This window comes from Brevibacillus sp. B_LB10_24, assembly GCF_046036945.1.
In the GTDB taxonomy this organism is placed as follows: domain Bacteria; phylum Bacillota; class Bacilli; order Brevibacillales; family Brevibacillaceae; genus Brevibacillus_C.
On sequence record NZ_JBJQOQ010000007.1, the window covers coordinates 112,292 to 134,995 of the forward strand.

The window sequence follows — 22,704 nt, forward strand, 5'->3', positions numbered from 1 at the left end:
GTGATGATTCGTGAAAAATAAGTTGTCGGCACGAGAGCGAATTTTACAAGTGGCGTCTGATTTGTTTTACCAGGAAGGCGTACGGGCTGTCGGAATCGATCGGGTGATCGAGGAATCCGGGGTAGCCAAAGCCAGCTTTTACCGCAATTTTCCCAGCAAGGATGATCTGATCGTTCAATACCTGGAAGAAAGAGAAGGACTGAGCTTGAAACGGATGGAAGAGGCAGCGCAGCGCCACCCCGATTCGCCGAAAAGGCAACTTTTGGCCATGCTCGAAAGCCTGGCCGAAAGAATGAATCAACCCGAATACCGCGGATGTCCCTTCATGAATGTCGTGGTTGAGTTTCCGGATTCCGATCATCCCGGCCACCAGAAAGCCATTCAAAGCCGCCAGGAGCTATGGGAAAAAATAGAGGAAGTCACACGAAAGTGCGGGGCGAAAAACCCCCGTGAACTTACCGCGCAGCTGCGGATTTTGTGCAGCGGCGCCCTGATGGTCTCTTACGTGGACAAGTCTGCCTATAAACAGGAGGATTTTCTTCGTGCCGCACGGATTCTGATCGAGGAGCAGATGCCAGAAAAAGGCACAGGCTGTTGAAAAAGTCGACAGCCTGTGCCTTGATCGGCGTATTTGCGTCATGTGTCATCCGGGATTAGGTGATGGATGCTTGATAAATGGACTGAATGGAATTGGACAGCACCGTGTTGAATTCCTCGTCGGTTTGCTGGGCAGTCAGCCCCTCCGACAAGGCGCGTGAAAAGCTGGCGATCAAGCCGTGATTGCGGGCCAGTTTTTCGTTTGCTTCGCTTCGGTCATATCCGCCGGACAGTGCTACCACCCTGAGGACATGCGGATCGTCCATCAAATCGCGATAAAAATCATCCTCTGTCGGGATGGAAAGCTTCAACATGATTTTGGCGTCCTGATCAAGGACGGACAACTGTTTGAAAATCTCATCTTTTAAAATCTGTTCCGATTGCTTCTTATCCGTACTGTAAATATCGACCTCAGGCTCGATAATGGGAACCAGCCCCATCGCCAGGATTTGTTTGCCAACCTCGAACTGCTGTTCGACGACTTTGCGAATCCCTTCCGGGTTGGCTTCTTTAATCACTGAGCGCATTTTTGTCCCAAATATATTTTTTTCAACCGCCCGCGCGAGCAGACTGTTCAAATCAGGAATCGGCTTCATCAGTTGAACGCCGTTTTCGAGCTCAGCGAGCCCTTTATCTACCTTTAAAAAAGGCACGATGCCCTTCTTCTCCCACAGGTAATCGGCTGTAAATTGCTGATCAATCGTGCGGTCCATGGTGTTTTCAAACAAGATCGCGCCCAAAATGTACTCCGAATCGAATGCCGGACTCGTGATGATGCGCTTTCTCATTTCGTGAATCAGTTCGAACATCTCTTCGTCATTGGAGTAGCTGTCCTCCTTGATGCCGTACTGCCGAAGCGCCTTTGGAGTGCTTCCGCCGCTCTGGTCCAACGCTGCAATAAAACCTTTTCCCGTATGAATTCGCTCCATTTGTTCCTTTTTCAATGCTAGTTCTCCTTCCTTGTCGTGGAATGAATACCCTCAAACCTGGCACCGCTTGAACGGGCCGTTTGATTATGGATGACAAATGAAACCATACTTGATACTTGCCATTTCCTTCATTGTACATCAAAGCTGCCGTTTAAGCACACATGACAAAAAACCGGCATCTCTGCCGTTTGACAGGATCACCCCTTTGTCACGTACGCTTGTAACAGCTCCATTTCCCTCCGATAAATGGAGCGAACGACAACGGGGCCAAGCAGCCGCTCGATAAAACCGGCAAAACCGGGCTTGCTGCGGAATGTGGATTCCAATTTCAACTCACATCGCCTGCCGCCCTCCAGCGGATCGAGCGTCCACAGCGTGACCAGGCCGGCGGCGGCATCCTCTTCCTTCATCACCCGCCCAGGTTCGGGCTCCGTAATCGTCATCACGTTGCTCGTTTTCGTCCCAAGAACATTCATGACGATCTTGAAGACAGTCCCTGCTCCCTTGCCGCCCTGCACCACCTCGAACGATTCAAATTCCTTGGGCAAAATCTTCCTGTGCTCCTCCATGTCGCTTACCACCCTGTACACCGTCTCGACAGAAGCATCAATCGTCCTCTTTACCATCGCGCGATACGTCTTCATCCTCTACCCTCCACGTGTTCATACGCAAAGAAAGAACCAGCATCGCGCAGAGATCTTGACCGGCGATAGCTGGCTTCATCCATTCGTTGTGTGGTATCAATCACTTCGATTTCGATGGCACCTTTTCTGCAAACAGCGGCCCTCCGGTATCCGCATCCACAAAGACTACAGTGGTGTACGGGACGAGTTCGGCCCTGCCGACCAGATAGGGATAGCTGATCACCTGCGGGTACATCATGCCCGGCTGCGGTTTGGTCAGCCTGACGTAGACGAACAACTGCTCCCAGCTTTGTTCCTGTCTGACTATCTCCAGTCCATATCCAGGATGAGGAACCTCCCCGCGGGCGATGACATAAAGCCCACCCTTTTTATGCACGCCCTTCTCCCGTTTCACCTGTTCCACGAAAGTCCGTTCTTCATCGGTGAGGGATTCGGATGATACGGTGAAAAAGCCCTTCTGCTGTTCTGGTGCGGTGATGGATATCGCGGCATTCGCGGCGTCCCAATTCACCTGATAGGCGAGCCGCTCCAACGTCCAGCGCAGCGGCAGGTAGACCAGCCCGTCCTTGGTCACCGCCCCCTGGTCAATCGGAGTCCAGTCGGAGCCGGTTCGCACCTGGCCCTCGTCCGGTTTAAACTGGATCGTCTGTCCGCCTTCGGCCGTCAGGCGAAGGATCCCCTGCTCTGCGGCAATGCTGCCATTGACCAAAGCAGCCAGGTCATCGGCGGCGATCATGGTCCGATCTTGCAGCATCGCAAGCTCATGTTTCACCGCGAACGGCTGGTTGTCTACGCGGATAGTCACATTGGCTGCCTGTGCGGCAGCGGCAGAAGCCGTCATCAAGCAAATCCCGAGGATGAGCGCCATGAATGAATGTCTCTTCATTTTGTCGGCCCCTTTCGCAGGTTTCGTCTGTTTTTCTTTTAGACTCTTCCCTTGCGAAAAATGTTTCATCCATCCGGCTTATTGATACAGATGGCAGGCGGCAAAATGCTGCGGAGCCACCTCCTGCCACTCCGGCTTTTGTTCGGAACAGACCGGCTTGGCGACCGGGCACCGCGTCCGAAACACGCAGCCGCTCGGCGGATTGACAGGGCTCGGCACATCGCCCTGGATGATGATCCGCTCGCGCTCCCGTTCAAGATCGGGGTCGGGAACCGGTATGGCCGACAGCAGCGCCTGGGTATACGGGTGTTTTGGGTCTTGGTAGAGCCGCTCACTGGTGGTCAGCTCTACCAGGTTGCCCAGATACATCACGCCGATCCGGTCGCTGATGTGTTTTACCATCGCCAGATCGTGGGCAATGAACAAATAGGTCAGGTTCTGCTCCCGCTGCAGCTGTTTCATCAGGTTTACGACCTGTGCCTGCACCGATACGTCGAGCGCCGAGATCGGTTCGTCAGCAATGATAAATTCGGGGTCGACAGCCAGAGCGCGGGCGATCCCGATCCGCTGCCGCTGGCCGCCGCTAAATTCGTGGGGAAAGCGGTTGGCGTGCTCCTTGCGCAATCCGACCAGCTCCAGCATGTCGTAGACCCGCTGCAGCCGCTGTCTGCCCTTGTACATGTCGTTCAGATACAGCCCTTCGGCGATGATGTCGGCCACGGTCATCCGCGGGTTTAACGAGGCATACGGGTCCTGGAAGATCATCTGCATCCTACGCGTCAAGGATTTGCCTTCCCTTGATTTGTCCATATGCACATCGTGGCCGTCGTAGAGCACTTCGCCCGAGGTTGGCTGATAAAGGCCGATAATTGTGCGTCCTGTCGTAGATTTTCCGCAGCCCGATTCCCCGACAAGCCCGAATGTCTCCCCCTGGTAAATGTCAAAAGAGATGTCATTCGCCGCCTGCAAAAGAAGTCCTTTGCCGATTGTAAAGTGTTTGCGCAGCCGTTTTACCTCTACCAGCTTTTTTCTTTCCGCGGGCAAATACCCCACCCCCAAACGTCAATTCATGTCAGCCCACTTCAGATCCATGTAGCCGAGCGGATGTCTGACCACGCCTGTTACGCTGTCCTGCTGCAGGTACGCTTTCGTATAGAAGTACAGCGGCATGAACGGCGATTCATCCATCAGAATCTTTTCCGCCTCGTGCATCATCTGGAAGCGCTTGGCGACATCCGGTTCGTTGTAAGCATCCTTGATCAGCTTGTCGTACTGTGCGTTGCTCCAGCCCGTGCGGTTCATCCCGTTGCCGGTCTGGTAGCCGTCGAGCGCGTTGATCGGATCGCCGAAGTCAGGCAGGAAGGAGGAGCGGGACATCATCAGTTTGCCTGCCTTCTGATCAGCCTGCAGCACCTTCCACTCCATGTTGTGCAGCTTCACTTCAACGCCCAGGTTTTCCTTGATCATCTCCTGCAGCGCCTGTGCGACCCGCTGATGGTTGGTGCCGTCGTTGTACGTGATCGTCACTTCAGGCAAAGTAGTCCAGCCTTCTTCACTCATCCCTTTTTCCAGCAGTTTTTTCGCTTCCGCCGGGTCAAACTTGATCAGATCGCCGCCCGTAGTGCGGAAGTCGCCTCCTGCAGGATCGGAATACCCATAAGAGACAAAGCCGAGTGCCGGCTTTTCATGTGTCTTCGTCACGTAATCAACCAGTTTTTGCCTGTCTATCGCCATGCTGAACGCTTTGCGTACGCTGGCGTTGGTAAACGGCTTCATCTTGACATTGTAACGGTAGTAGTAAATGCCGCCTCGGTCTTCCACCTTTACCTTGCCTTCCGAAAACAACTGCTCGCTTACGTCGGCGGGAACTTCGGATGTCGCGCTCAATTCGCCGTTTTGGTACATCTGGTACTCCGTGTTGGCGTCTTTCACCATTTTCCAGACGATACCGTCCAGCTTCACGTTGGCCGCATCCCAGTAGTTCTCGTTTTTCTCCATTTTCAGCTCGCTGTCATAGGCCCAGGAAGTGATTTTAAACGGACCGTTGGACAGAATCGTTGCGGCATCTCCCGCCCAATTCGGGTTGCTCTCCACGGTGGCTTTGTGCACCGGGAAAAACGCTGGGTTGGCTGCCATCTGGATCAGCCAGGAAGCAGGCTGCTTCAGTTGCACGACGAGCGTTTTGTCGTCTTTAGCCGTTACCTTGACGTCCTCGATTTTTCCCTTTCCGGAGTTGAACTCTTCGGCGCCTTCGATGACGTAGGCCAATGAAGCGGCAGGCGAAGAGACGGCCGGGTCGACCAAGCGCTTCCAGGCGTACTCAAAATCTTGTGCCGTTACCGGATCGCCGTTGGACCACTTGGCATCGTCGCGCAGGTTGAACGTGTATGTCTTCTGGTCATCGGAAATCGTCCAATCCTTGGCCATACCCGGAACCGGATTGTGGTCCTGCCCGAGACGGGTTAAGCCCTCCATCGAGTTGGTCAAAATGTTGTAAGAATAGTCATCAAAACCGATCGGCGGATCAAGCGAAGTGGGTTCATCCCCGTTGTTATAGACGAAAATCTTGGGTCCCTTCTTCTCTTCCTTCGGCTGTTCCGCCCCCGGCTGACCCGTTCCCTGTTCTTGCTGCTGCGGTTGGCTGGAAGAAGTACAGCCCGCCAACAGCATCGATACGGCTAAAGCACTGCTAAACAAGACAGACGCCATCTTTTTCATGAATATTCCCCCTTGAATAATGGTAGTAAGTACTCAGCCTGCTCTTTCCCTCACCACCCTCTTTCACCAACATCTCAGCTCTATAATCCGGTGGCTGCCCTGAGCGTGTACTTGACAGTCTTGGCTCGCGGATCTTGCAGCCAGCAGGCCACCGTATGCTGATCGTCAATCGCGCTTGCCGCCGGCTGATGATGGCGGCAAACCTCTAGCGCCCAGTCGCAGCGGGCGGCGAAAGCACAGCCCGCAGGCGGTGAAAACAGGTCGGGCGGCGTCCCCGGGATCGGCGTCAGCGGCGTGTTGCGGTCGCTGTCCAGTCGGGGCATCGAGGCGAGCAGCCCCTTCGTGTACGGATGCTGGGGATTGTAAAAAATCTCGCGAACCGGACCGGACTCCACCACTTTGCCGGCGTACATCACATTTACCCGGTCGGCGATTTTGGCGACCACGCCGAGATCATGCGTGATGATGATGATCGATACGCCCGTCTTTTTTTGAATCTGTTTAAACAAATCGACGATTTGCGCCTGTATGGTCACATCCAGCGCGGTCGTCGGCTCGTCGGCGATCAGAATCGCCGGTTTGCAGACCAGGGCAATCGCAATCATGATGCGCTGCCTCATCCCGCCGCTAAATTGGTGCAGGTACTGCTTCAACCGGCTCTCCGGGTTGGCGATGCCTACGAGCGTGAGGATCTCGATCGCCTGTGCCCGCGCCTCTCTGCGGGATATGCCCTGATGCCGGATGATGCCTTCCATGATCTGCTCGCCGATTGTGATCGTCGGATTGAGCGCGGTCATGGCGTCCTGAAAGATCATCGAAATCTCTTTTCCCCTGATCTTGCGCATCTCCGGTTCGGTGAGAGAGGTCAACTCCCGTCCCTTCAGACGGATAATTCCCGATTTGATCTTGCCGATGTGTTCCGGTACGAGCCGCATGATGCTCTTCGCCGTCACGCTCTTGCCGCAGCCGGACTCGCCGACGATCGCCAGCGTCTCCCCCTCGCCTAAGGAAAGGCTCACGCCCCGCACCGCCTTTACCTCGCCGCCGTGGGTTTGGAAGGTCACGTGCAAATCTTCTACTTCGAGCAGTTTCTGCATCCTTCGCTACCTCCTTTGCTTCGGATCAAATGCGTCTTGCAGTCCGTCACCTAGCACGTTGAAGGCCAGCATCGTAATCGAGATAAAGAAAGCCGGGAAAAACAGCCGCCACCAGTGTCCAGAGAGGATCGTCGGCAGTCCGTCATTGGCCATGACCCCCCAACTGGCCAGCGGCGCCTGAACGCCAAGGCCCAGAAAGCTCAGGAAGGCCTCGGCAAAAATCGCGGTGGGAACGGTAAACGTAATCTGCACGATGATGATGCTGAGCGTGTTGGGCAGCAGGTGGCGCCTGATGATGTAGCCCGCCTTCGCCCCCATGATCCGCGCCGCCAGGACGTACTCGGAGTTCTTCAACTGCAGCACCTGGCCCCGTACGATTCGCGCCATGCCGAGCCAGCCTGTCGCGCTGAGCGCTACGATGATCGTCAAGAGCCCCGGCCCCATCACCACCATCAGCAGAATGACGACCAACAGGTAGGGAACCCCGTAGAGGATGTCGACAATCCGCATCATGATATTGTCGGCCCGGCCGCCGAGGTAGCCGGAGAAACCGCCGTAGACGACCCCGATCCCGAAGTCGATCAGCGCCGCCGTCACGCCGATGAAGAGCGAGATGCGGGCCCCATACCAGATCCGCGAAAACACGTCCCGGCCCAGCTCGTCGGTTCCGAACCAATGCTCCCCTGAGGGCGGCTGATTGCTGTTGATGAGCGATTGATCAGAGTAGTTGTAAGGAGAGATGACCGAGCCGAGGATCGCCATGACCATCATCAGGAGAATGATGATCAGTCCCGCCATCGCCAGCTTGTTTTTGCGCAGCCGGATCCAGGCTTCCTGCCAAAAGGAGAGCCTGGGCCTGACGATCTCTTCGCTGTTTAGCCCTTCTTTTTTCATCGGGATAAATAGTTCGTTTGGCACACTGCTCATGCGGCTATCCCTCCTTGGCGTGGAACTTGATTCGCGGATCGATGATTCCGTAGACGATATCGACGAGGAACATCATAAAAATTAAAAGTGCGCTGTAAAAAACGGTGGTTCCCATAATCACGGCGTAATCGCGGTTGTTGATGCTGTCCACGAAGTACTTGCCCATGCCGGGGATGGCGAAGATTTTTTCGATGACGAAGCTGCCGGTAAGCACGTTGGCCACCATCGCCCCCAGGAGCGTGACCACGGGCAGTATCGCGTTCCGCAGCGCGTGCTTGACGACGATGGACGCGGGTGACAGCCCCTTCGCCCGTGCCGTTTCGATGTAGTCCTGATTCAGCACCTCCAGCATGTTGGACCGGGTCATCCGGGTGATGATCGCCAGGGGGCCGGCACTCAATGCCGCTGCCGGAAGGATGACGTGCTTCCACGTGCCCCACGTCGCCGTAGGCAAGAGTCCCCACTTTACTGCGAAGTACTTGATCAACAGCGTCGCAACGACAAAATTGGGTACGGCGATACCGATGACGGCAAACACGGTCGCTGCGTAGTCTATCAGTCTGTTATGGTGCAGAGCCGCCACGACGCCAAGCGCGATGCCGCCGACAATGGCAAAGAGCAGGGAGACGATGCCCAGTTGGAAGGAGACGGGAAAGCCCCGCGACAATATGTTGTTGACCGTGTCCTGCGGCCGCTTGATCGACGGCCCAAGGTCAAACTCAGCCAGAGATTTCAAGTAGCTGCCGTACTGTACGAGCAATGGCTTATCCAGATGGTAGAGGGCCATCAGATTCTTTTGGACGGTTTCATTCATCGCCTGCCCGTCGCGGTCAAACGGCGAACCAGGGACGTAGTGCATCAGAAAAAACGTAACGGTGATAATGAGCCAAAGAGTAACAATCATTGCAACAAAGCGGCGCAGAATAAATGACAACACATGACTCACCCCTTTATGTATGCGGTTTCAATCGCATGGATTCTCTTGCCCAACTCTTTGCAATTGCCTGAACAAACGATATAAAAAAGAACCCAGAAAATGACACCAAGTTGCAATGATATCATTTGCTGGGTTTTATTTACGTGTATGTCTTCCATACGAATAAATAAAGCAGCTAATTCGCAGGCGAAGCGAGAAACTCCTTTCTCGTCTTCAGTGCAAGCTTATATTTTTTTTGTGCGTCCTTTAATGCGACGATCAGCGCCTTCTGCGACGAGCCGAAGTAGCGCATGCGGATCAGTGTCTCCAATTCTTCCGTCGCCAGAATGGAGCGTCCGACAAAGATCGACTTGACGAAATCGGAAGTAAGCTGGATTGTCGCGGAACAACCGGCGTCGACGATCTTGTCATTGGTAGGATCGACGACCAAAGCGACAAAGAAGGAGGCGAACTGCTGTGTAATCGGATTGTTGCTCGGAGACTGCGCGTCGCCGATAATGTAAATCGTGTCCTGATCGTACAAAACGGGTAACCTCTCCCTGCCAAAGTATCATACGAAGCGGCAATCCGGTCTGTTTCGCGAGTGAGCCGCAAAACTCCCGAATCCCAGTATAACACTATACATATTACGTATGCCTATTTTAGCAGAATGGTATTTATTTTGTAAATAATCCAAACGGAGAAAGCCGCATTTATTTTTCCTGCAGGACGGAAAACTGCTCCTCTTCTGTGGAACCCGTGAGCGCGGTCGTCGAGGAAGTCCCTCCGGATATCACCTGTGCCACCTGGTCAAAGTAGCCTGTTCCTACTTCGCGCTGATGCCGGGTGGCTGTATAGCCGCAGGCTTCACTGGCGAATTCAGCCTGCTGCAGTTCCGAGTAAGCGGCCATCCCGCGGTCCTTGTAGCCGTGCGCCAGCGTAAACATGCTGTGATTCAGCGCGTGGAACCCTGCCAGGGTGACGAACTGGAATTTGTAGCCCATCTTCCCCAGCTCCCGCTGGAAGTTGGCAATGGTCTGTTCATCCAGTTTTTTCTTCCAGTTAAAGGAAGGCGAGCAGTTGTAAGCGAGCAGCTTCCCGGGATATTTTTCATGGATGGCTTCGGCAAAGCGTCGGGCTTCCTCGAGGTTGGGCTCAGAGGTTTCACACCAGATGAGATCGGCATACGGGGCGTAGGCGAGCCCCCTGGCGATCGCCGCGTCAAGGCCGCCCCGCATCCGGTAAAAGCCTTCTACCGTCCGCTCGCCCGTCAGGAATTCGCGATCCCGCCCGTCGATGTCGCTGGTGATCAGATGGGCGCCATTGGCGTCTGTACGGGCAATCAGCACGGTCGGAACGCCCATCACGTCGGCAGCCAGCCGGGCCGCGACCAGATTGCGCACGGCAGACTGGGTGGGGATCAGCACCTTCCCGCCCATGTGGCCGCATTTTTTCTCCGAAGCCAGCTGGTCTTCAAAGTGCACGCCGGCAGCACCTGCTTCGATCATCGCCTTCATCAGCTCGAACACGTTGAGCGGTCCGCCAAACCCGGCTTCGGCATCGGCGACGATCGGAGCAAACCAGTTGACCTCCCCTTCTCCCTCCGCGTGCTGGATCTGATCGGCGCGCTGCAGCGCCTGGTTGATCCGCTTCACGACATTTGGCACGCTGTTGACCGGGTACAGGCTTTGGTCGGGGTACATCTGCCCGGACAGATTGGCGTCCGCCGCTACCTGCCAGCCGCTCAGGTAGATCGCCTTGAGCCCTGCTTTCACCTGCTGAACCGCCTGGTTGCCGGTCAAGGCGCCCAGTGCATGGATATACGGTTCCTCATGGAGCAAATTCCACAGCCGCCGGGCTCCCCTATCTGCGAGCGTATGCTCGATTCGCACGGAACCGCGCAGCCGCAGCACGTCTGCTGCCGAATACGGCCGCTCCACTCCCCGCCAGCGCTCCTCTTGCCAGCCCTGCTCCAACATTTGTTCCTCTTCCCTGTTTTTCATTCAGTATCAGTCCTCTCCATGAAAATGATGTGATATGTTCATACCCCCGAAAAGGGCAAGAAACACAGAATTCTGATATGATACAACGAAACGAATTTTCATCTATTGTAATACAGCAGGTGCAAAAAAAAGGAAATCCCCCTGGTTATTCGACTGTACCACGCCCCCCGCACGTACTGCAGCAGACGTCGCCCCGGCCTAAGCAGCTGCGGCATGCCTGGCCGAATTCGTCGCTGCCCGCTCCTAGACACTCCGGACAGCAATTTTCCCCGTTTCCTTCACACCGATAGCAATTCATCTCCGTTTCCCTCCAGTCAGATTCTTTTCAAATGGGTTGACGATCTGTTTTAAAACAATTGTATCAGTTGATTGTTATTATATAACAGAAGCTTTTGACTTTTCAATACCCCAATTTCGATTTTTCTGAAAAAGGTAAAAAAGCTGTCTCCAAGGCTGGAGAAACAGCTTTTCTTTCAACCGGCAGTTCTAGGTCCGGCAACGGGCTTGCTATGGATGCTGCTGCAGAAGATCCGACCCCATTGTGACCACTGCCGGGATCGTCAGCATTGTTATCTTCGTCTACGACATCGGCTGTTGTTCGATTTCAAACCAGACGAGACCTTCCGGCTCCCCTTTGTCACACGTCCGCAGGATGTCTCCGCAGACGGGAACGGCTTGTTCCAGCGGGACACGCCAAACGTCGGGGAGCAGCGTCAGTTCGCCTTCCACGGTCAGCGTGCCTCCAGCCGCAGCAGGAGTCTGCGTCTGCAGTACAAAATGCCGCAAAGACGGCTCGTACTCCTTCCACTGTACCAATACGAATCCGTCGTCGCCTCCGGCCGCGACAAGGTCGACGTGATCACCGTAGGCGGCGTGCACCAGTGTATGGGTCGTTCCGTTCAGGGCTGCTATCTCCCACAGCACCTCGTGCCAGGCGACATGGGTCCGCTCCTCCCCTGCCGCATCGGTGTACATGCGCCAATCGTTCAATGTCGTTCGCTCCTTGATTACTCTTTCGTATACTCCACGACCACTTCTGTGCCCAATCCGCCGCGTGCGTTCCAATTGGCCTCGATCCGCATGTACAGCGGGTCGCAGCAGGCAACCAGATCGTTTAAGATGCGATTGGTCGCGTGTTCCTGATAGATCCCCACATTCCGGTAGGAGGTGAGGTAGTATTTTAACGACTTCATTTCGATCAGTTTTTCATTCGGTACGATGTAAATTTTGAGATCGGCAAAATCGGGCAGTCCCGACCACGGGCAGACCGAGGTGAACTCGTTTGTCGGCAGCATGACTTCCGTACGTTTTCCCACGTATTCGTACGGGATCGTCTCCAGTATGTCTACCATAATAGCCGATTCATCCTGGGTGTCAAAACGGATGTTGTTGTACTTGCTGTGATTGTGCTCTACTTGCGCCATCTTCTATCTTCCTTCCCCTAGTTTTGATTTGCGAGAGGCGGGGGTTCCGAACTCTCGGCTTGTCAGCTTCCCGCTTTGCCCAGTTTATCAGATGGGCACCCTATTGAGAAGGGGAACTTGGCATCTGCTCCAGTTGACAAAAAGATCAAACACTTGTACAGTTACCTAATAAAAATCATATCGGGTTACTGGGGGATTTCAACATGCGAAAACTATTCGCCGCCACTGTTGTCGCTTCCGTACTGGCTCTGGCATTGGCCGGATGCGGCACGAAAAATACTACCGGCAACGGGGCCCCGCCTGCAGGTGAACAGGCGACAGATCAACAGGTACAAAAAGCGGAAAGCCTGCTGGATAAAATCAAGGCAGAAGGCAAAATCAAGATTGGCACCGAGGGTACCTACTCGCCGTTTACCTTCCACGACCCGTCCGGCAAGCTGACCGGTTTTGACGTCGAATTGGCCACCGAGGTTGCCAAGCGGATGGGTGTCGAACCGGTATTTATGGAAACGCAGTGGGATGCCATGTTCGCCGGACTCGACTCGGAACGCTTTGACTTGATCGCCAACGAAGTGGGCATCCGTCCTGACCGGCAGGAAAAATACGATTTCTCTGACCCGTACATCACCTCTCCGGCGATGCTGGCCGTCCACAAGGACAATACGACCGTAAAGGATTTCGCCGATATCAAGGGCCTGAAAGCGGCTCAGACGATGACCAGCAACCTGACCGACATCGCCCGGGAAAACGGCGCCGAGATCGTCCCGGTAGACGGGTTGTACCAGGCGATAGACGTACTCGCCACCAAGCGCGTTGACGTGACGATAAACGATGGTCTCTCCATGCTTGTCTTTTTGAAAGAGAAACCGGAGACACCGATCAAGATCGTGGCGAAATATCCTGATGCTGCCCATAACGGCTTTGTGTTCCGCAAAGGCAACGAAGAGCTGGTGGAAGCCGTCAACAAGGCGCTGGATGAGATCAAGCAAGATGGAACGTATCTAAAAATCTCCGAGAAATGGTTTGGTACAGATGTCTCTAATTAGTATGTTTGCAAACCCCGAAAGAATGGCCCGATTGACAGATATCGCCCAGAGCTCCTTCTTTCCGCTGGTGAAAGCGGCTTTGACGTTTTCATTGAGCCTGGCCTTGATCTCTTTTGTGATCGGGCTTGTTCTCGCTATATTTACTGCGATTGCCCGTTTGTCCAAAAACAACATTCTCCGTGGAATCGCCCGTTTTTACGTGTCGATCATCCGCGGAACGCCGCTGCTCGTCCAGCTGTTCATCATCTTTTTCGGTCTGCCGAGCATCGGGATTACGATTGACCCGTTCCCTTCCGCGATCATCGGATTCTCCCTGAACGTCGGAGCCTACGGTTCGGAAATCGTCCGGGCGGCCATCCTGTCCATTTCCAAAGGGCAATGGGAAGCCGCGTTCTCCATCGGCTTTTCCTACCGCCAGGCCCTGCGCTGGATCATCCTCCCGCAAGCGGCCAGGGTCTCCGTGCCGCCGCTGGCCAATTCGTTTATCAGCCTGGTGAAAGACACCTCGCTAGCCGCAACGATCCTTGTGCCGGAGATGTTTCGCAAGGCGCAGGAAATCGCTGCCGCTACGTTTGAGCCGCTGCTCGTGTACTCGGAAGCAGCCCTGGTCTACTGGGTCATCTGCATGGTGCTGTCATTCTTCCAGGATCGGCTTGAACGGTACTTCGACCGCTATGTCGCCTAGACTTTTGACAGCGCAGTTTCGGCCTGGGACTGCCCGACGCGCCGCCATATCCGATCCTATGAAGAGCCTGTTGCCGGAGCGGCCGGCAGCAGGTTCTTTTCTTTTCCTGAAAAAACTGGACTTGTTCCGTATTTGACGATAACATAAATATGTTTGCAAATTCGAATTCACCGGATCAGATTGAGAAAAAGGAGCTTTATTTGATATGGACTATCAAGCTTTCAAAGAGATCGTACACGGACGGCGAAGCGTTCGCAAATTTACCGAGCAAGACGTCCCGATTGAGGAAATTCATGAGATTTTCGATTGTGCACGATACGCTCCAAGCGACACTAATTCCCAAACGTGGGAGTTTATTGTAATCAAAAACAAAGAGACGATCAAAAAAATCGAACAGCTGACCTGGGATGCGCTGCACGAAAAAGCAGCCGAGGCAGAGAGCCGGGGATTCGGCAAAGAAGCGCGGCTGCTTACCCGTTCCTTCGGCCCCTATGCTACGGCGTTTTCCGACGCGCCTGTGTTGATCGTCTGCCTGGCGACCCCTTATCAGTCCAAGTTTCGGGAGAAGATATTTGAACCGATCCAGCTGGTACCGGAATCCGTCTGGGAGGAAGAAGGGATCAAAAGCAGCTGTCTCGCTGCCCAGAATCTGATGCTGGCGGCACATGCCAAGGGATTGGGAACCTGCCCCATGACAGGCCCCGTGCTTCTGGCTGCGGACAAGCTGCGCGAACTTCTGCAGATCGAACCGGAAAAGCAAATCAATATGGTCATCTCTCTCGGCTACCCGCAGGAGCAGCCGAAAAAACTGCCGCGCAAGGAAGTAAGCGAAATCGTCCAATACGTGCTTTAGCCAAAACAGAAAAAAGGTTGTTGATCGACTCAACAACCCTTGGGTTCCGCCATTCAAGGCGGAACTTTTTTCGTTTTGCCGCCTAGTTGTCGAAGAAGAGCAAGAATATGACGATGATAATGATGATGATCAGAAAAGGGTTGTCATCAAAAAAGAAACTCACTTCTCTTCCCCCTTTCGCGCAAAGTGGCACAGCCTATCGCCCTGCATCATCCTCTACCGATATCACTATTACTGTATGGAGCCAACCTGCTTGCCGTTTGGACGATGGTTTATCCCTAGGAAAATAGGCGTTGTTTGCAGACAAAAAAAAGACAGCGTTCCCGCTGGCCCGTTCGGATCGGAGAAGCTATCTTTCGCGGTTTACCCTTCCGCAGGTGAAGGCGGTATCTCGACGCCCTCACGCAAATAGTGGCGAAGTTCTTCGTAAAAAGTGGGATTGCAAGCCATGACACTGCTTTTTCGGTCAAACGGCAGCGGCTCTCCGGTCATCTGGTTGACGATGCCGCCCGCTTCCTCGACAATAATCCTGCCCGCGCCAAAATCCCAAGGGTTGAGCGACAGACTGACGTAGCCGTCGAGACGTCCAGCCGCCACGTACGCCATCTCCAGCGCCGCACTCCCCAACAGGCGCATGCCGCGGACTTTTCCCGCCAGCTTTTTGACGATCTGGTCGATCCCCATCTGTTCGGCCCGCTTGTTCCAAAACACACTGGTGCAAAGGAGCGCCTCCTCCAGCTTGACCTGCCGCTCCAGGCGCAGCTGTCGATCACCCAGAAAGGCGCCGCCGTCCTTTACTGCATAAAACAGCTCGTCGCGCGACGGATCGTACACGACCCCCACTTGTCCGATGCCTTGCTGATACACTGCGATCGAGACGGCGAAGTTAATTTGCTGGTGGACGAAATTGGTGGTGCCGTCGATCGGATCGATCACCCACAGCGTCTCATAGTCTTCCACTCTGCCTTTAAACGTGCTCTCCTCGCCAAGAATCCCGTGTTCAGGGAAATGTTCCAGAATCGTCTGCACGACTTGGCGCTCTACTTCCCTATCCACTGCCGTCACCAGGTCGGACGGCGAGGTTTTATACTCAACCTGAAAAGGTTGTTGTAAGCGTTCCAAACTGAGCTCGCCCGCCGCCCGCGCACACTGGATCGCAAGTTGTTTTACCCTCTCTAGCGGAAACGGTTGCAATGTCATCGCCACCCATCCCATTTTTTTCTTTAGTGTACCATACTTGCGCTGGCTCTACACACCTCAAAAAAGCTTCTATCGAAGCCGTCTCGAAGAAGCTGGTTCTTGTTTTAAGAAAAGAAAAGGAGGCTTTGCATGAGCCTCCTCTTCCCTTCCGTCAACAGCAGCGGGTGACGCCGCCCTTTTCGTAGCGATTGCGCAGTGCGTATAGATAGTACTCCTTTTCCGTCATGGGAAAGACGCCCGGCTTCGCGTGATTCTCCATCCAGTGCTTCAGATAGCGATCGTAATCCGGCATTCCGAACACCGTCTTGATTGTCGATTCAACCTTGCGCAGGAACAGACGAATCGATCGTATCCTCTGTCTCATGCGATCACATGGCCTCCCGAATCGTAGAGGTTATCCCCTTTGGATTGGACGTAAGGAGATTCGTACAGCTGGTACTTCCGTCCGCGCAGGACGTTGATCCATACGCGCAGAGCGTCGATGATAATGCCGATCGTCACCACCATGAATATGGCACAGACGATCGTGTCGACCTGGTCGTTAAAAATCATCTTCTGCGCGTCTTCGATCGACTTCACTCCGGCGGGCAGGCTGCCGGAAGCCAGGATTTCCTTGAACTTCACTGCGTGTGACCAGAAGCCGATCGTAATGTCCGACGAGAAGATCTTCTGCCATCCCGCCACCAGCGTAGCGGAAGTCAGCCATGCCATCGGCACCAGCGTTACCCAGGCGTAGCGGGCTTTGCCCATCTTGAAGATAATCGTCGTACCGACGGCGAATGCGATAGCGGCCAGCATCTGATTGGCGATCCCGAACAATGGCCAGAGCGTCTTGATCCCGCCCAGCGGATCGACAACCCCCTGATAGAGGAAGTATCCCCATCCGGCCGTAATAATCGCCGAACCGATCAGGTTGCCCGGCAGCCAGTCGACCTGCTTCATCTTGGGGAACACGTTCCCGAGCAAATCCTGCACCATGAAGCGGCCAACGCGGGTCCCGGCGTCAATCGTCGTCAGAATGAAAACGGCTTCAAACAGGATCGCGAAGTGGTACCAGAAGGCCATCATCGCTTTTCCGCCAAAGATAGTGGCAAAAATCGTCGCCATCCCGATCGCCAGCGAAGGAGCTCCGCCTGTCCGCGACAGGATCGTCTTTTCGCCGACGTCATTGGCCATCCCGGTAATCGCGTCAGGTGTGATCACAAAGCCCCACTCCGAGATCGTCTTGGCCGCCGCAGCCGCGTCTACGCCGATGGCGGACGCCGGCGCGTTAATGGCAAAGTACATCCCGGGCGTCAGCACGCAAGCGGCGATCATCGCCATGATCGCCACGGCCGACTCCATCAGCATGCCGCCGTAGCCGATCAGCGGGGCGTGAGATTCCTTGGCGATCATCTTCGGTGTCGTGCCGGAAGATACCAGTGCGTGGAACCCGGATACCGCGCCGCACGCGATGGTAATAAACAGGAAAGGGAACAGTTTTCCCGTAAAGACAGGTCCGGATCCGTCGACAAACCGCGTAATCGCCGGCATGTGCATCGGCGGCAGCGTCAAGATGATGCCTACCGCCAGAATGGCGATCGTCCCGATCTTTAAAAATGAACTAAGGTAGTCCCGCGGCGCCAGCAGCAGCCAGACAGGGAGCACGGAAGCGACAAACCCGTAGATGATGATCATCCAGGCCAATTGCGTTCCGGTAAAGGTAAAGGCCGGGCCCCAGGTCGGTGAAGCGGCTACCGCTTGCCCCCAGACGAGCGAGAGCAAGAGCAGCACCAGCCCGATCAGCGACGCTTCCAGGACGCGTCCCGGACGGATGAAGCGCATGTAGATGCCCATTAACAGCGCGATAGGCAGTGTCATGAAGATGGTGAACGTCCCCCACGGCGAGCCGGTGAGAGCGTTTACAACAACAAGCGCGAGCACGGCGATTAAAATAATCATGATAGCAAGGATCCCGAATAGCGCCAATACCCCGCCCACCGGGCCGATCTCCTCTTTCGCGATCTGCCCCAAGCTTTTTCCGTTTCGCCGCATCGAGCCAAACAGGATGATGAAATCCTGCACCGCCCCGCCCAGGACGACCCCGACGATGATCCACAGCGTCCCCGGCAGGTAGCCCATCTGCGCTGCCAAGGTCGGCCCGACGAGCGGCCCGGCGCCGGCAATTGCCGCAAAATGGTGTCCGAACAGCACCCATTTATTCGTCGGAACGAAGTCCTTGCCGTCGTTGTTCACTTCTGCCGGAGTGGCCCGCTTGTTGTCCAGTCCCATGATTTTTCGGGAGATGTAGCGGCTGTAAAAGCGATAAGCAACAGCATAAGTGCAGATCGCCGCTGTCAACAACCAGAACGAGTTCACCGACTCACCGCGGGAGAGTGCCAGCACGCCGAAGCCAAGCGCTCCCAGAATCGAGACGGCTGTCCAAATCAGCACCGACAAAATGCCTCTCTTCATTCATTTTCCTCCTTTGCTTCCTTTTTGAGTAAAACAAACTTACCCATAACGATATGACAAAAGGACTAGAAAGAAAATTCAAATTGTCTAAAGAGCAAAAAAACAGGCACGAACGGCAATATGTCTGCATGAATGAAAAGTAGGCATTTCCGAACTTGTTGCAAGATTTTCCTTGTAATAATATGGACAAGATTGGTTTTGTTTATCAACACTACATTGTCTTTAGGGGGAGTGTATGAAAGATCTTCGTTGCTACCTGTTGCTTTTCTGCTTGACAGCAGGATTTCTCGTCGGCTTTTCCTCGCAGGAGACCCCGAAGAAGGCCACATGGATCTGGCAGACGGAGTTGATCGAAACAAAGACGGCGGAGATTTTGACGTTTGCCGAAGAACACGGGGTGAACTTGATCTACCTGCGAATCGATCCGCAAAAAACGTACAGCTACTATCGGCCCTTCATCCGGGAGGCCAATGCGGCGGGCATCGAGGTTCACGCCCTTGGCGGCCATCCCCTCTGGGCTTTAAAAGAGCATCGGGAGCGCATTCTCCACCTGCTTGACTGGGTCAAAAACTACAACAGGGCCGCTGGCAGCGATGAGCAGATAAAAGGCGTTCATCTGGATATCAAACCCTATCTGCTGCCGGAGTGGAACGAGGACAAGCCCTCTGTCTTGTCACAGTGGATGGGCAACATCGAGGCCGTCACGTCAGCGGCCCGCAAGGACGTGCAGCTGGAAGTAAGCGCCGATCTTCCCGTATGGCTCGATGATACTTTTGTCCCGGACGATCCGGAGATGACGATCAGCAAATGGATGATTAGCAAATTGGACCACATTACCTTGCTGGCCTACCGGAATGCCATTGACGGTTCCAACGGCATCGCAGCGCTGGTCGAAAACGAACTCCGGGAAGCGGACGAGCTGGCAAAGCCGGTGATCATCGCTGTCAACATAAAGGAAATCCCGGGGGAGGAGCACACGTCGTTTTTTGACGCTGGCGCAGAAGAGATGGAGCGCCAGCTCGCCCTTTTGCCTGAGCGCCTGGGCAGCAGCCACCCGTCCTACGCGGGCAATGCCGTCCACGACTACGTCAATTGGAGCAAGCGGGCACCGGTTAAAAAGAAACTCAAAAGAGGCACCTACATCTGGCAGGCCGAGCTGGTTATTTCGGAACCGGAGAAAATCCTTGCCTTTGCCAAAAGCCATAAAATCAATCTGCTCTATGTACGGCTCGATCTGCAGCAGCCGTACGAAGCATACGCGGAGTTTGTCGGCAAGGCGGCCGCGGCAGGGATCGAAGTCCATGCTCTCGGCGGCCACCCCGGCTGGGCGCTGGAGCAAAATCGGGACCGTATGATGAAGCTGGTCCACTACGTCCAGGCTTATAACAACAGCGTGGAAAAAAACCAGCAGTTCCGCGGCATCCATCTGGACATCGAACCGTACGTTCTGCCCGACTGGTACGAAGATACCGACTCCGTCCTGCGCCAGTGGATGGACAACATCAAAGCCTTTGTCGCCGAAGCAAAGCAAGCGGCTGATCTGGAGGTAAGCTGCGATCTCGCCTTTTGGCTGGACGGAACAAGCGTTCCTGGAGATCCGGACACGTCCTTTTCCAAGTGGATGATCCAGCAGCTGGACCATATCACGATCATGGCCTTCCGGAATTACGCAGGGGGGCGCGGCGGCATTGTCCACCTCGTCGAGGAAGAGATCGGCTATGCCAATGAATTGGGCAAAGAACTGATCGTTGCCGTGGAGATGAAGCAGAGCCACGAAGGCGAATTCGTCTCGTTTTACGAACACGGCAAGGCGGAGATGGAGCGCCAGCTTGCGATCGTCACCGAACAGCTCGGAAAGCAGCCCTCGTACGGTGGAAACGTGGTCCACGCCTACGACTATTGGAAGAACGCGAAGGAGTGAACAAAAAAGCGGGCCCGCTCGTCTTCCGAGCGAGTCCGCTGATTGCTTTTCCATTCCCTAAAATCGGGTCGAGACCCTGTATTCTGCCCGCTTTTGCAAATAGCGGTACAGGATGACAGCCGTCTCGGCCCTGGTCAGTTTCGCTTTCGGGTTGTACCGTTGCCCTTCTCCGGTGATCAAACCGATGTCGCCTGCGATCGCCACAAATCCTTTGTACCGGATCTCATCCCGGTCGGCAAACGGCAGTTGATAGAGCTTGTCACGCTCTGCCAGCTTTTGGTACCCCAGCGCGGTAACGAGCAGCTTGGCCGCTTCTTCGCGAGTGATGGGACGCTCAGGTTCAAAGGTCTTTTCGGCCGAATCAAGCAGGTTATCCCTGACAGCCAGTTCTACCGCACCAAAATAAGGACTATCTTTGTCGACATCGCCAAAGCTGGGTTTGGCATCGTCAAAGCTGCCTCTGTATAAAGTGGGATCGCCATACGTGCCGGCTGCCGTCAGAAACATATTCAAAAACTCGCCGCGGCTGACAACCTGGTCGGGAAGAACAAGGCCGTCCTGCGGCTTGATCACCTTTAGTTTTACCATGTAAGATAATTCGTTTTCCGCATCGTGTCCTTTTATGTCGGACGGTTGGCTATCAGACTCGGTCTGCTTCGGCTTTGCGTCCGCTCCCGTCCAATCCTTCATCTGGCCTGTCTTGGCGTCGATGTACGCCAGTCCAGTCCAGGGCAGCTGCATTTGGTAGACCAGCTTTGCCTCAAGCGGCTGGCTGCCGGACGGCATTTGGTATGGATCGCTTGTAAGAATATACCTCAGTTGGTACTCGGCCTCTTTCAGGTACGTTTCTTTTGCCTGGAGCGCATCGATCGTCCCATCTACCTCAGGGAATGCCGCCGTCTCATTCCAGAGCAGCCCGTATTCGACTATCGACCCGTCTTCGGCGGATACGCCAACCTGAACGTATTGATCGGCTGCAGGCACCCCGTTTACCCTGCGCTCAAAGCGGAAGCTGTAGACAGGCTCATCGGCACTTCGACTTTCACGCGGCTCGGATGACCAGAAGAGTTGGTCCAGCTTGTCTGCACTTTGCTTCTTGGCAAAGGCAAGGGCAATCTCCTTCGCTTTTTCTTCACTCACCGGAAACTTTGGGGGCTCCTTCCCTTCCTTCATGTCACTGCGGTATTTGTCGTACAAGTAGGTGGAAACTCTGAACTCCAGCACCTTGCCCGTCTCCGCTTCGATCACCGCGCCGGTCCAGCCGACGCTGGAATTGGCTGTGCCGTACTCCATCTGAACCTGCCAGACGGGTTTGTCCGTATTCCACCAGCCCTCTGATTTTTTGATGTCCGATACATCTACCTCCTGAGGAATGGAATAGTCCCGTTTGAGGATGTCCAGTACTTCTTTTTCTGTCACCGGCGCATTTCGCCTGGCCGGTGTGCCAGCCTGCTTCTCTCCCAAAGGCTGGTCGGACGGCTCTGCCAGCGTCACCGTTCGTCCCAGAAAATCGACCGCCTCACCCGTTTTCGCATCAAAGAGGTTATTCGAAATGGCCGGAAGATATCCCAGGCGGATTTCTTCTTTCTGTTTTTCACCAGGTGCGGGGGCGAAACTCGGATTATTCGGTCTGATCGTGATGTAGGCCAGCTTCATCTTCATCTGCTCGTCTGCCTTTTGATGAAAATCGTTCTGTGGAATCACACCGGAGGGATCCTGGTACTGGATGTTTTGTCCGGAATGGTTGTACAGGTAGACGAGCTCGCCATTCCCGTTAATCTGGATCTGCAATCCCTGGGACATGACGGGCACCCCGTTTACCAGCCGCCGGAAAGAGACGCGATAGCTGTCCTCCGGACCCCGTACCACTTTGCCCCATTCGTCGCCATCATCCTCATACTGGAACGCTGCCTTGGAGCCGAACAGCTTGCCCACCTGGTCCTGGGCAATTTTGACCGCTTCCTCATAAGTTACTTTAGGCGGAAAGGCAGAGGCGTTTTCGTTCGACAGATTCCACCGGTTGATCTCCAGCAGTTCACCAGTCATCGTGTCGATTAGGACCGACATGCTCTGAAAACTTCCCCCGTTTGATCTCCAGCTTACTTCCCAGGAAGGATTTTCATTGAAGCCTCGCCAAGACCGTTGAAACGTCGCTTCCGGACCTTCGAAGCCGGACGGCGGCGTCACCACTTTTTCAGCGATGGCAATCGCTTCCTCCCGGGTGACCTTCGCATCTGCCTGCGACAACAGCTTGCTCGTTTGCGAACCTGCCGCCGCCGCTCCCGCCGAAGGCACCGCTCCCAGCACCAGCGATGCGGCTATCGCACACTGCAGTACGGCCTTGCTCTTTGAGAACTTGATCTGGTTCATTCCTCTCCCCCTTTAAAAGGTAATCCCTTCCATT

Annotated in this window: 21 protein-coding genes; 5 read left to right on the top strand and 16 right to left on the bottom strand. The window is 54.7% G+C overall.

Annotated elements, in window-relative coordinates; genetic code table 11:
• The first annotated feature begins 10 nt into the window (after positions 1-10).
• Positions 11-598, top strand: a complete 588-nt coding sequence (locus ACI7RC_RS09130) for a TetR/AcrR family transcriptional regulator (RefSeq protein ID WP_408107931.1) — start codon at positions 11-13, stop codon at positions 596-598.
• A 55-nt stretch (positions 599-653) separates the two neighbouring features.
• Here ACI7RC_RS09130 and ACI7RC_RS09135 read toward each other — a convergent pair whose 3' ends face one another.
• From ACI7RC_RS09135 to queF, 12 genes are all read right to left on the bottom strand, one after another.
• Positions 654-1,541 (bottom strand): fructose bisphosphate aldolase, encoded by an 888-nt coding sequence (locus ACI7RC_RS09135; protein ID WP_486303978.1) that lies wholly within the window; start codon positions 1,539-1,541, stop codon positions 654-656.
• A 182-nt stretch (positions 1,542-1,723) separates the two neighbouring features.
• A complete protein-coding gene (locus tag ACI7RC_RS09140; protein WP_408107932.1) occupies positions 1,724-2,170 on the bottom strand; it encodes an SRPBCC family protein in 447 nt (148 codons plus the stop codon).
• Positions 2,171-2,270: 100 nt separating this feature from the next.
• Complete coding sequence (locus tag ACI7RC_RS09145; RefSeq protein ID WP_408107933.1) at positions 2,271-3,056, bottom strand: protease complex subunit PrcB family protein; 786 nt, start codon at positions 3,054-3,056, stop codon at positions 2,271-2,273.
• Between the two features lie 78 nt (positions 3,057-3,134).
• Positions 3,135-4,100: an ABC transporter ATP-binding protein gene (locus ACI7RC_RS09150; protein ID WP_408107934.1), complete on the bottom strand. Its 966-nt coding sequence runs from the start codon at positions 4,098-4,100 to the stop codon at positions 3,135-3,137.
• Positions 4,101-4,118: 18 nt separating this feature from the next.
• Positions 4,119-5,774 (bottom strand): peptide ABC transporter substrate-binding protein, encoded by a 1,656-nt coding sequence (locus ACI7RC_RS09155; protein WP_408107935.1) that lies wholly within the window; start codon positions 5,772-5,774, stop codon positions 4,119-4,121.
• Between the two features lie 80 nt (positions 5,775-5,854).
• Complete coding sequence (locus ACI7RC_RS09160; RefSeq protein WP_408107936.1) at positions 5,855-6,871, bottom strand: ABC transporter ATP-binding protein; 1,017 nt, start codon at positions 6,869-6,871, stop codon at positions 5,855-5,857.
• 6 nt (positions 6,872-6,877) lie between these two features.
• Positions 6,878-7,765, bottom strand: a complete 888-nt coding sequence (locus ACI7RC_RS09165; protein WP_408107995.1) for an ABC transporter permease — start codon at positions 7,763-7,765, stop codon at positions 6,878-6,880.
• A gap of 37 nt (positions 7,766-7,802) precedes the next feature.
• Complete coding sequence (locus ACI7RC_RS09170) at positions 7,803-8,735, bottom strand: ABC transporter permease (RefSeq protein WP_408107937.1); 933 nt, start codon at positions 8,733-8,735, stop codon at positions 7,803-7,805.
• Between the two features lie 175 nt (positions 8,736-8,910).
• Positions 8,911-9,258, bottom strand: coding sequence for a DUF3870 domain-containing protein (locus ACI7RC_RS09175; RefSeq protein WP_408107938.1), 348 nt, complete (start codon positions 9,256-9,258; stop codon positions 8,911-8,913).
• A 169-nt stretch (positions 9,259-9,427) separates the two neighbouring features.
• Positions 9,428-10,717 (bottom strand): isocitrate lyase, encoded by a 1,290-nt coding sequence (gene aceA, locus ACI7RC_RS09180; RefSeq protein WP_408107939.1) that lies wholly within the window; start codon positions 10,715-10,717, stop codon positions 9,428-9,430.
• 579 nt (positions 10,718-11,296) lie between these two features.
• Positions 11,297-11,692 (bottom strand): hypothetical protein, encoded by a 396-nt coding sequence (locus tag ACI7RC_RS09185; protein ID WP_408107996.1) that lies wholly within the window; start codon positions 11,690-11,692, stop codon positions 11,297-11,299.
• A gap of 32 nt (positions 11,693-11,724) precedes the next feature.
• Positions 11,725-12,141, bottom strand: a complete 417-nt coding sequence (queF, locus tag ACI7RC_RS09190; protein WP_408107940.1) for a preQ(1) synthase — start codon at positions 12,139-12,141, stop codon at positions 11,725-11,727.
• Between the two features lie 203 nt (positions 12,142-12,344).
• Here queF and ACI7RC_RS09195 point away from each other — a divergent pair, with 203 nt between their 5' ends.
• The 3 genes from ACI7RC_RS09195 (at position 12,345) to ACI7RC_RS09205 (ending at position 14,725) form a co-directional block, all read left to right on the top strand.
• Complete coding sequence (locus ACI7RC_RS09195; RefSeq protein WP_408107941.1) at positions 12,345-13,187, top strand: amino acid ABC transporter substrate-binding protein; 843 nt, start codon at positions 12,345-12,347, stop codon at positions 13,185-13,187.
• Positions 13,174-13,872 carry an amino acid ABC transporter permease gene (locus tag ACI7RC_RS09200; protein WP_408107942.1) on the top strand — a complete coding sequence of 233 codons (699 nt, stop codon included), beginning with the start codon at positions 13,174-13,176 and terminating at the stop codon, positions 13,870-13,872. Before ACI7RC_RS09195 ends, ACI7RC_RS09200 begins: the two co-directional genes overlap by 14 nt.
• Before the next feature lie 205 nt (positions 13,873-14,077).
• A complete protein-coding gene (locus tag ACI7RC_RS09205; protein WP_408107943.1) occupies positions 14,078-14,725 on the top strand; it encodes a nitroreductase family protein in 648 nt (215 codons plus the stop codon).
• A 363-nt stretch (positions 14,726-15,088) separates the two neighbouring features.
• On the opposite strand, the gene ACI7RC_RS09210 is transcribed toward ACI7RC_RS09205, so the two are convergent.
• The 3 genes from ACI7RC_RS09210 to ACI7RC_RS09220 all read right to left on the bottom strand — a co-directional run bounded on the left by ACI7RC_RS09210 (position 15,089) and on the right by ACI7RC_RS09220 (position 18,379).
• Entirely contained in the window at positions 15,089-15,925 is an 837-nt protein-coding gene (locus ACI7RC_RS09210; protein ID WP_408107944.1) for an inositol monophosphatase family protein, read from the bottom strand.
• 151 nt (positions 15,926-16,076) lie between these two features.
• Positions 16,077-16,289, bottom strand: coding sequence for a CstA-like transporter-associated (seleno)protein (locus ACI7RC_RS09215; RefSeq protein ID WP_408107945.1), 213 nt, complete (start codon positions 16,287-16,289; stop codon positions 16,077-16,079).
• Complete coding sequence (locus ACI7RC_RS09220) at positions 16,286-18,379, bottom strand: carbon starvation CstA family protein (protein WP_408107946.1); 2,094 nt, start codon at positions 18,377-18,379, stop codon at positions 16,286-16,288. The genes ACI7RC_RS09215 and ACI7RC_RS09220 overlap by 4 nt, the downstream gene beginning before the upstream one ends.
• Positions 18,380-18,614: 235 nt before the next feature.
• Between ACI7RC_RS09220 and ACI7RC_RS09225 the strand changes: the two genes are divergently transcribed.
• Complete coding sequence (locus ACI7RC_RS09225) at positions 18,615-20,300, top strand: hypothetical protein (RefSeq protein WP_408107947.1); 1,686 nt, start codon at positions 18,615-18,617, stop codon at positions 20,298-20,300.
• 57 nt (positions 20,301-20,357) lie between these two features.
• Here the strand turns inward: ACI7RC_RS09225 and ACI7RC_RS09230 are convergent, their stop codons facing one another.
• Entirely contained in the window at positions 20,358-22,670 is a 2,313-nt protein-coding gene (locus tag ACI7RC_RS09230) for a YcdB/YcdC domain-containing protein (RefSeq protein ID WP_408107948.1), read from the bottom strand.
• Positions 22,671-22,704: the final 34 nt, after the last annotated feature.

Coding starts and splice junctions, on each gene's coding strand:
- ACI7RC_RS09140 (WP_408107932.1), bottom strand. CDS start 2,170: ATGAAGACGTATCGCGCGATGGTAAAGAGGACGATTGATGCTTCTGTC.
- ACI7RC_RS09145 (WP_408107933.1), bottom strand. CDS start 3,056: ATGAAGAGACATTCATTCATGGCGCTCATCCTCGGGATTTGCTTGATG.
- ACI7RC_RS09155 (WP_408107935.1), bottom strand. CDS start 5,774: ATGAAAAAGATGGCGTCTGTCTTGTTTAGCAGTGCTTTAGCCGTATCG.
- ACI7RC_RS09160 (WP_408107936.1), bottom strand. CDS start 6,871: ATGCAGAAACTGCTCGAAGTAGAAGATTTGCACGTGACCTTCCAAACC.
- ACI7RC_RS09165 (WP_408107995.1), bottom strand. CDS start 7,765: ATGAAAAAAGAAGGGCTAAACAGCGAAGAGATCGTCAGGCCCAGGCTC.
- aceA (WP_408107939.1), bottom strand. CDS start 10,717: ATGAAAAACAGGGAAGAGGAACAAATGTTGGAGCAGGGCTGGCAAGAG.
- ACI7RC_RS09185 (WP_408107996.1), bottom strand. CDS start 11,692: ATGTACACCGATGCGGCAGGGGAGGAGCGGACCCATGTCGCCTGGCAC.
- queF (WP_408107940.1), bottom strand. CDS start 12,141: ATGGCGCAAGTAGAGCACAATCACAGCAAGTACAACAACATCCGTTTT.
- ACI7RC_RS09195 (WP_408107941.1), top strand. CDS start 12,345: ATGCGAAAACTATTCGCCGCCACTGTTGTCGCTTCCGTACTGGCTCTG.
- ACI7RC_RS09200 (WP_408107942.1), top strand. CDS start 13,174: ATGTCTCTAATTAGTATGTTTGCAAACCCCGAAAGAATGGCCCGATTG.
- ACI7RC_RS09205 (WP_408107943.1), top strand. CDS start 14,078: ATGGACTATCAAGCTTTCAAAGAGATCGTACACGGACGGCGAAGCGTT.
- ACI7RC_RS09210 (WP_408107944.1), bottom strand. CDS start 15,925: ATGACATTGCAACCGTTTCCGCTAGAGAGGGTAAAACAACTTGCGATC.
- ACI7RC_RS09215 (WP_408107945.1), bottom strand. CDS start 16,289: ATGAGACAGAGGATACGATCGATTCGTCTGTTCCTGCGCAAGGTTGAA.
- ACI7RC_RS09220 (WP_408107946.1), bottom strand. CDS start 18,379: ATGAAGAGAGGCATTTTGTCGGTGCTGATTTGGACAGCCGTCTCGATT.
- ACI7RC_RS09225 (WP_408107947.1), top strand. CDS start 18,615: ATGAAAGATCTTCGTTGCTACCTGTTGCTTTTCTGCTTGACAGCAGGA.
- ACI7RC_RS09230 (WP_408107948.1), bottom strand. CDS start 22,670: ATGAACCAGATCAAGTTCTCAAAGAGCAAGGCCGTACTGCAGTGTGCG.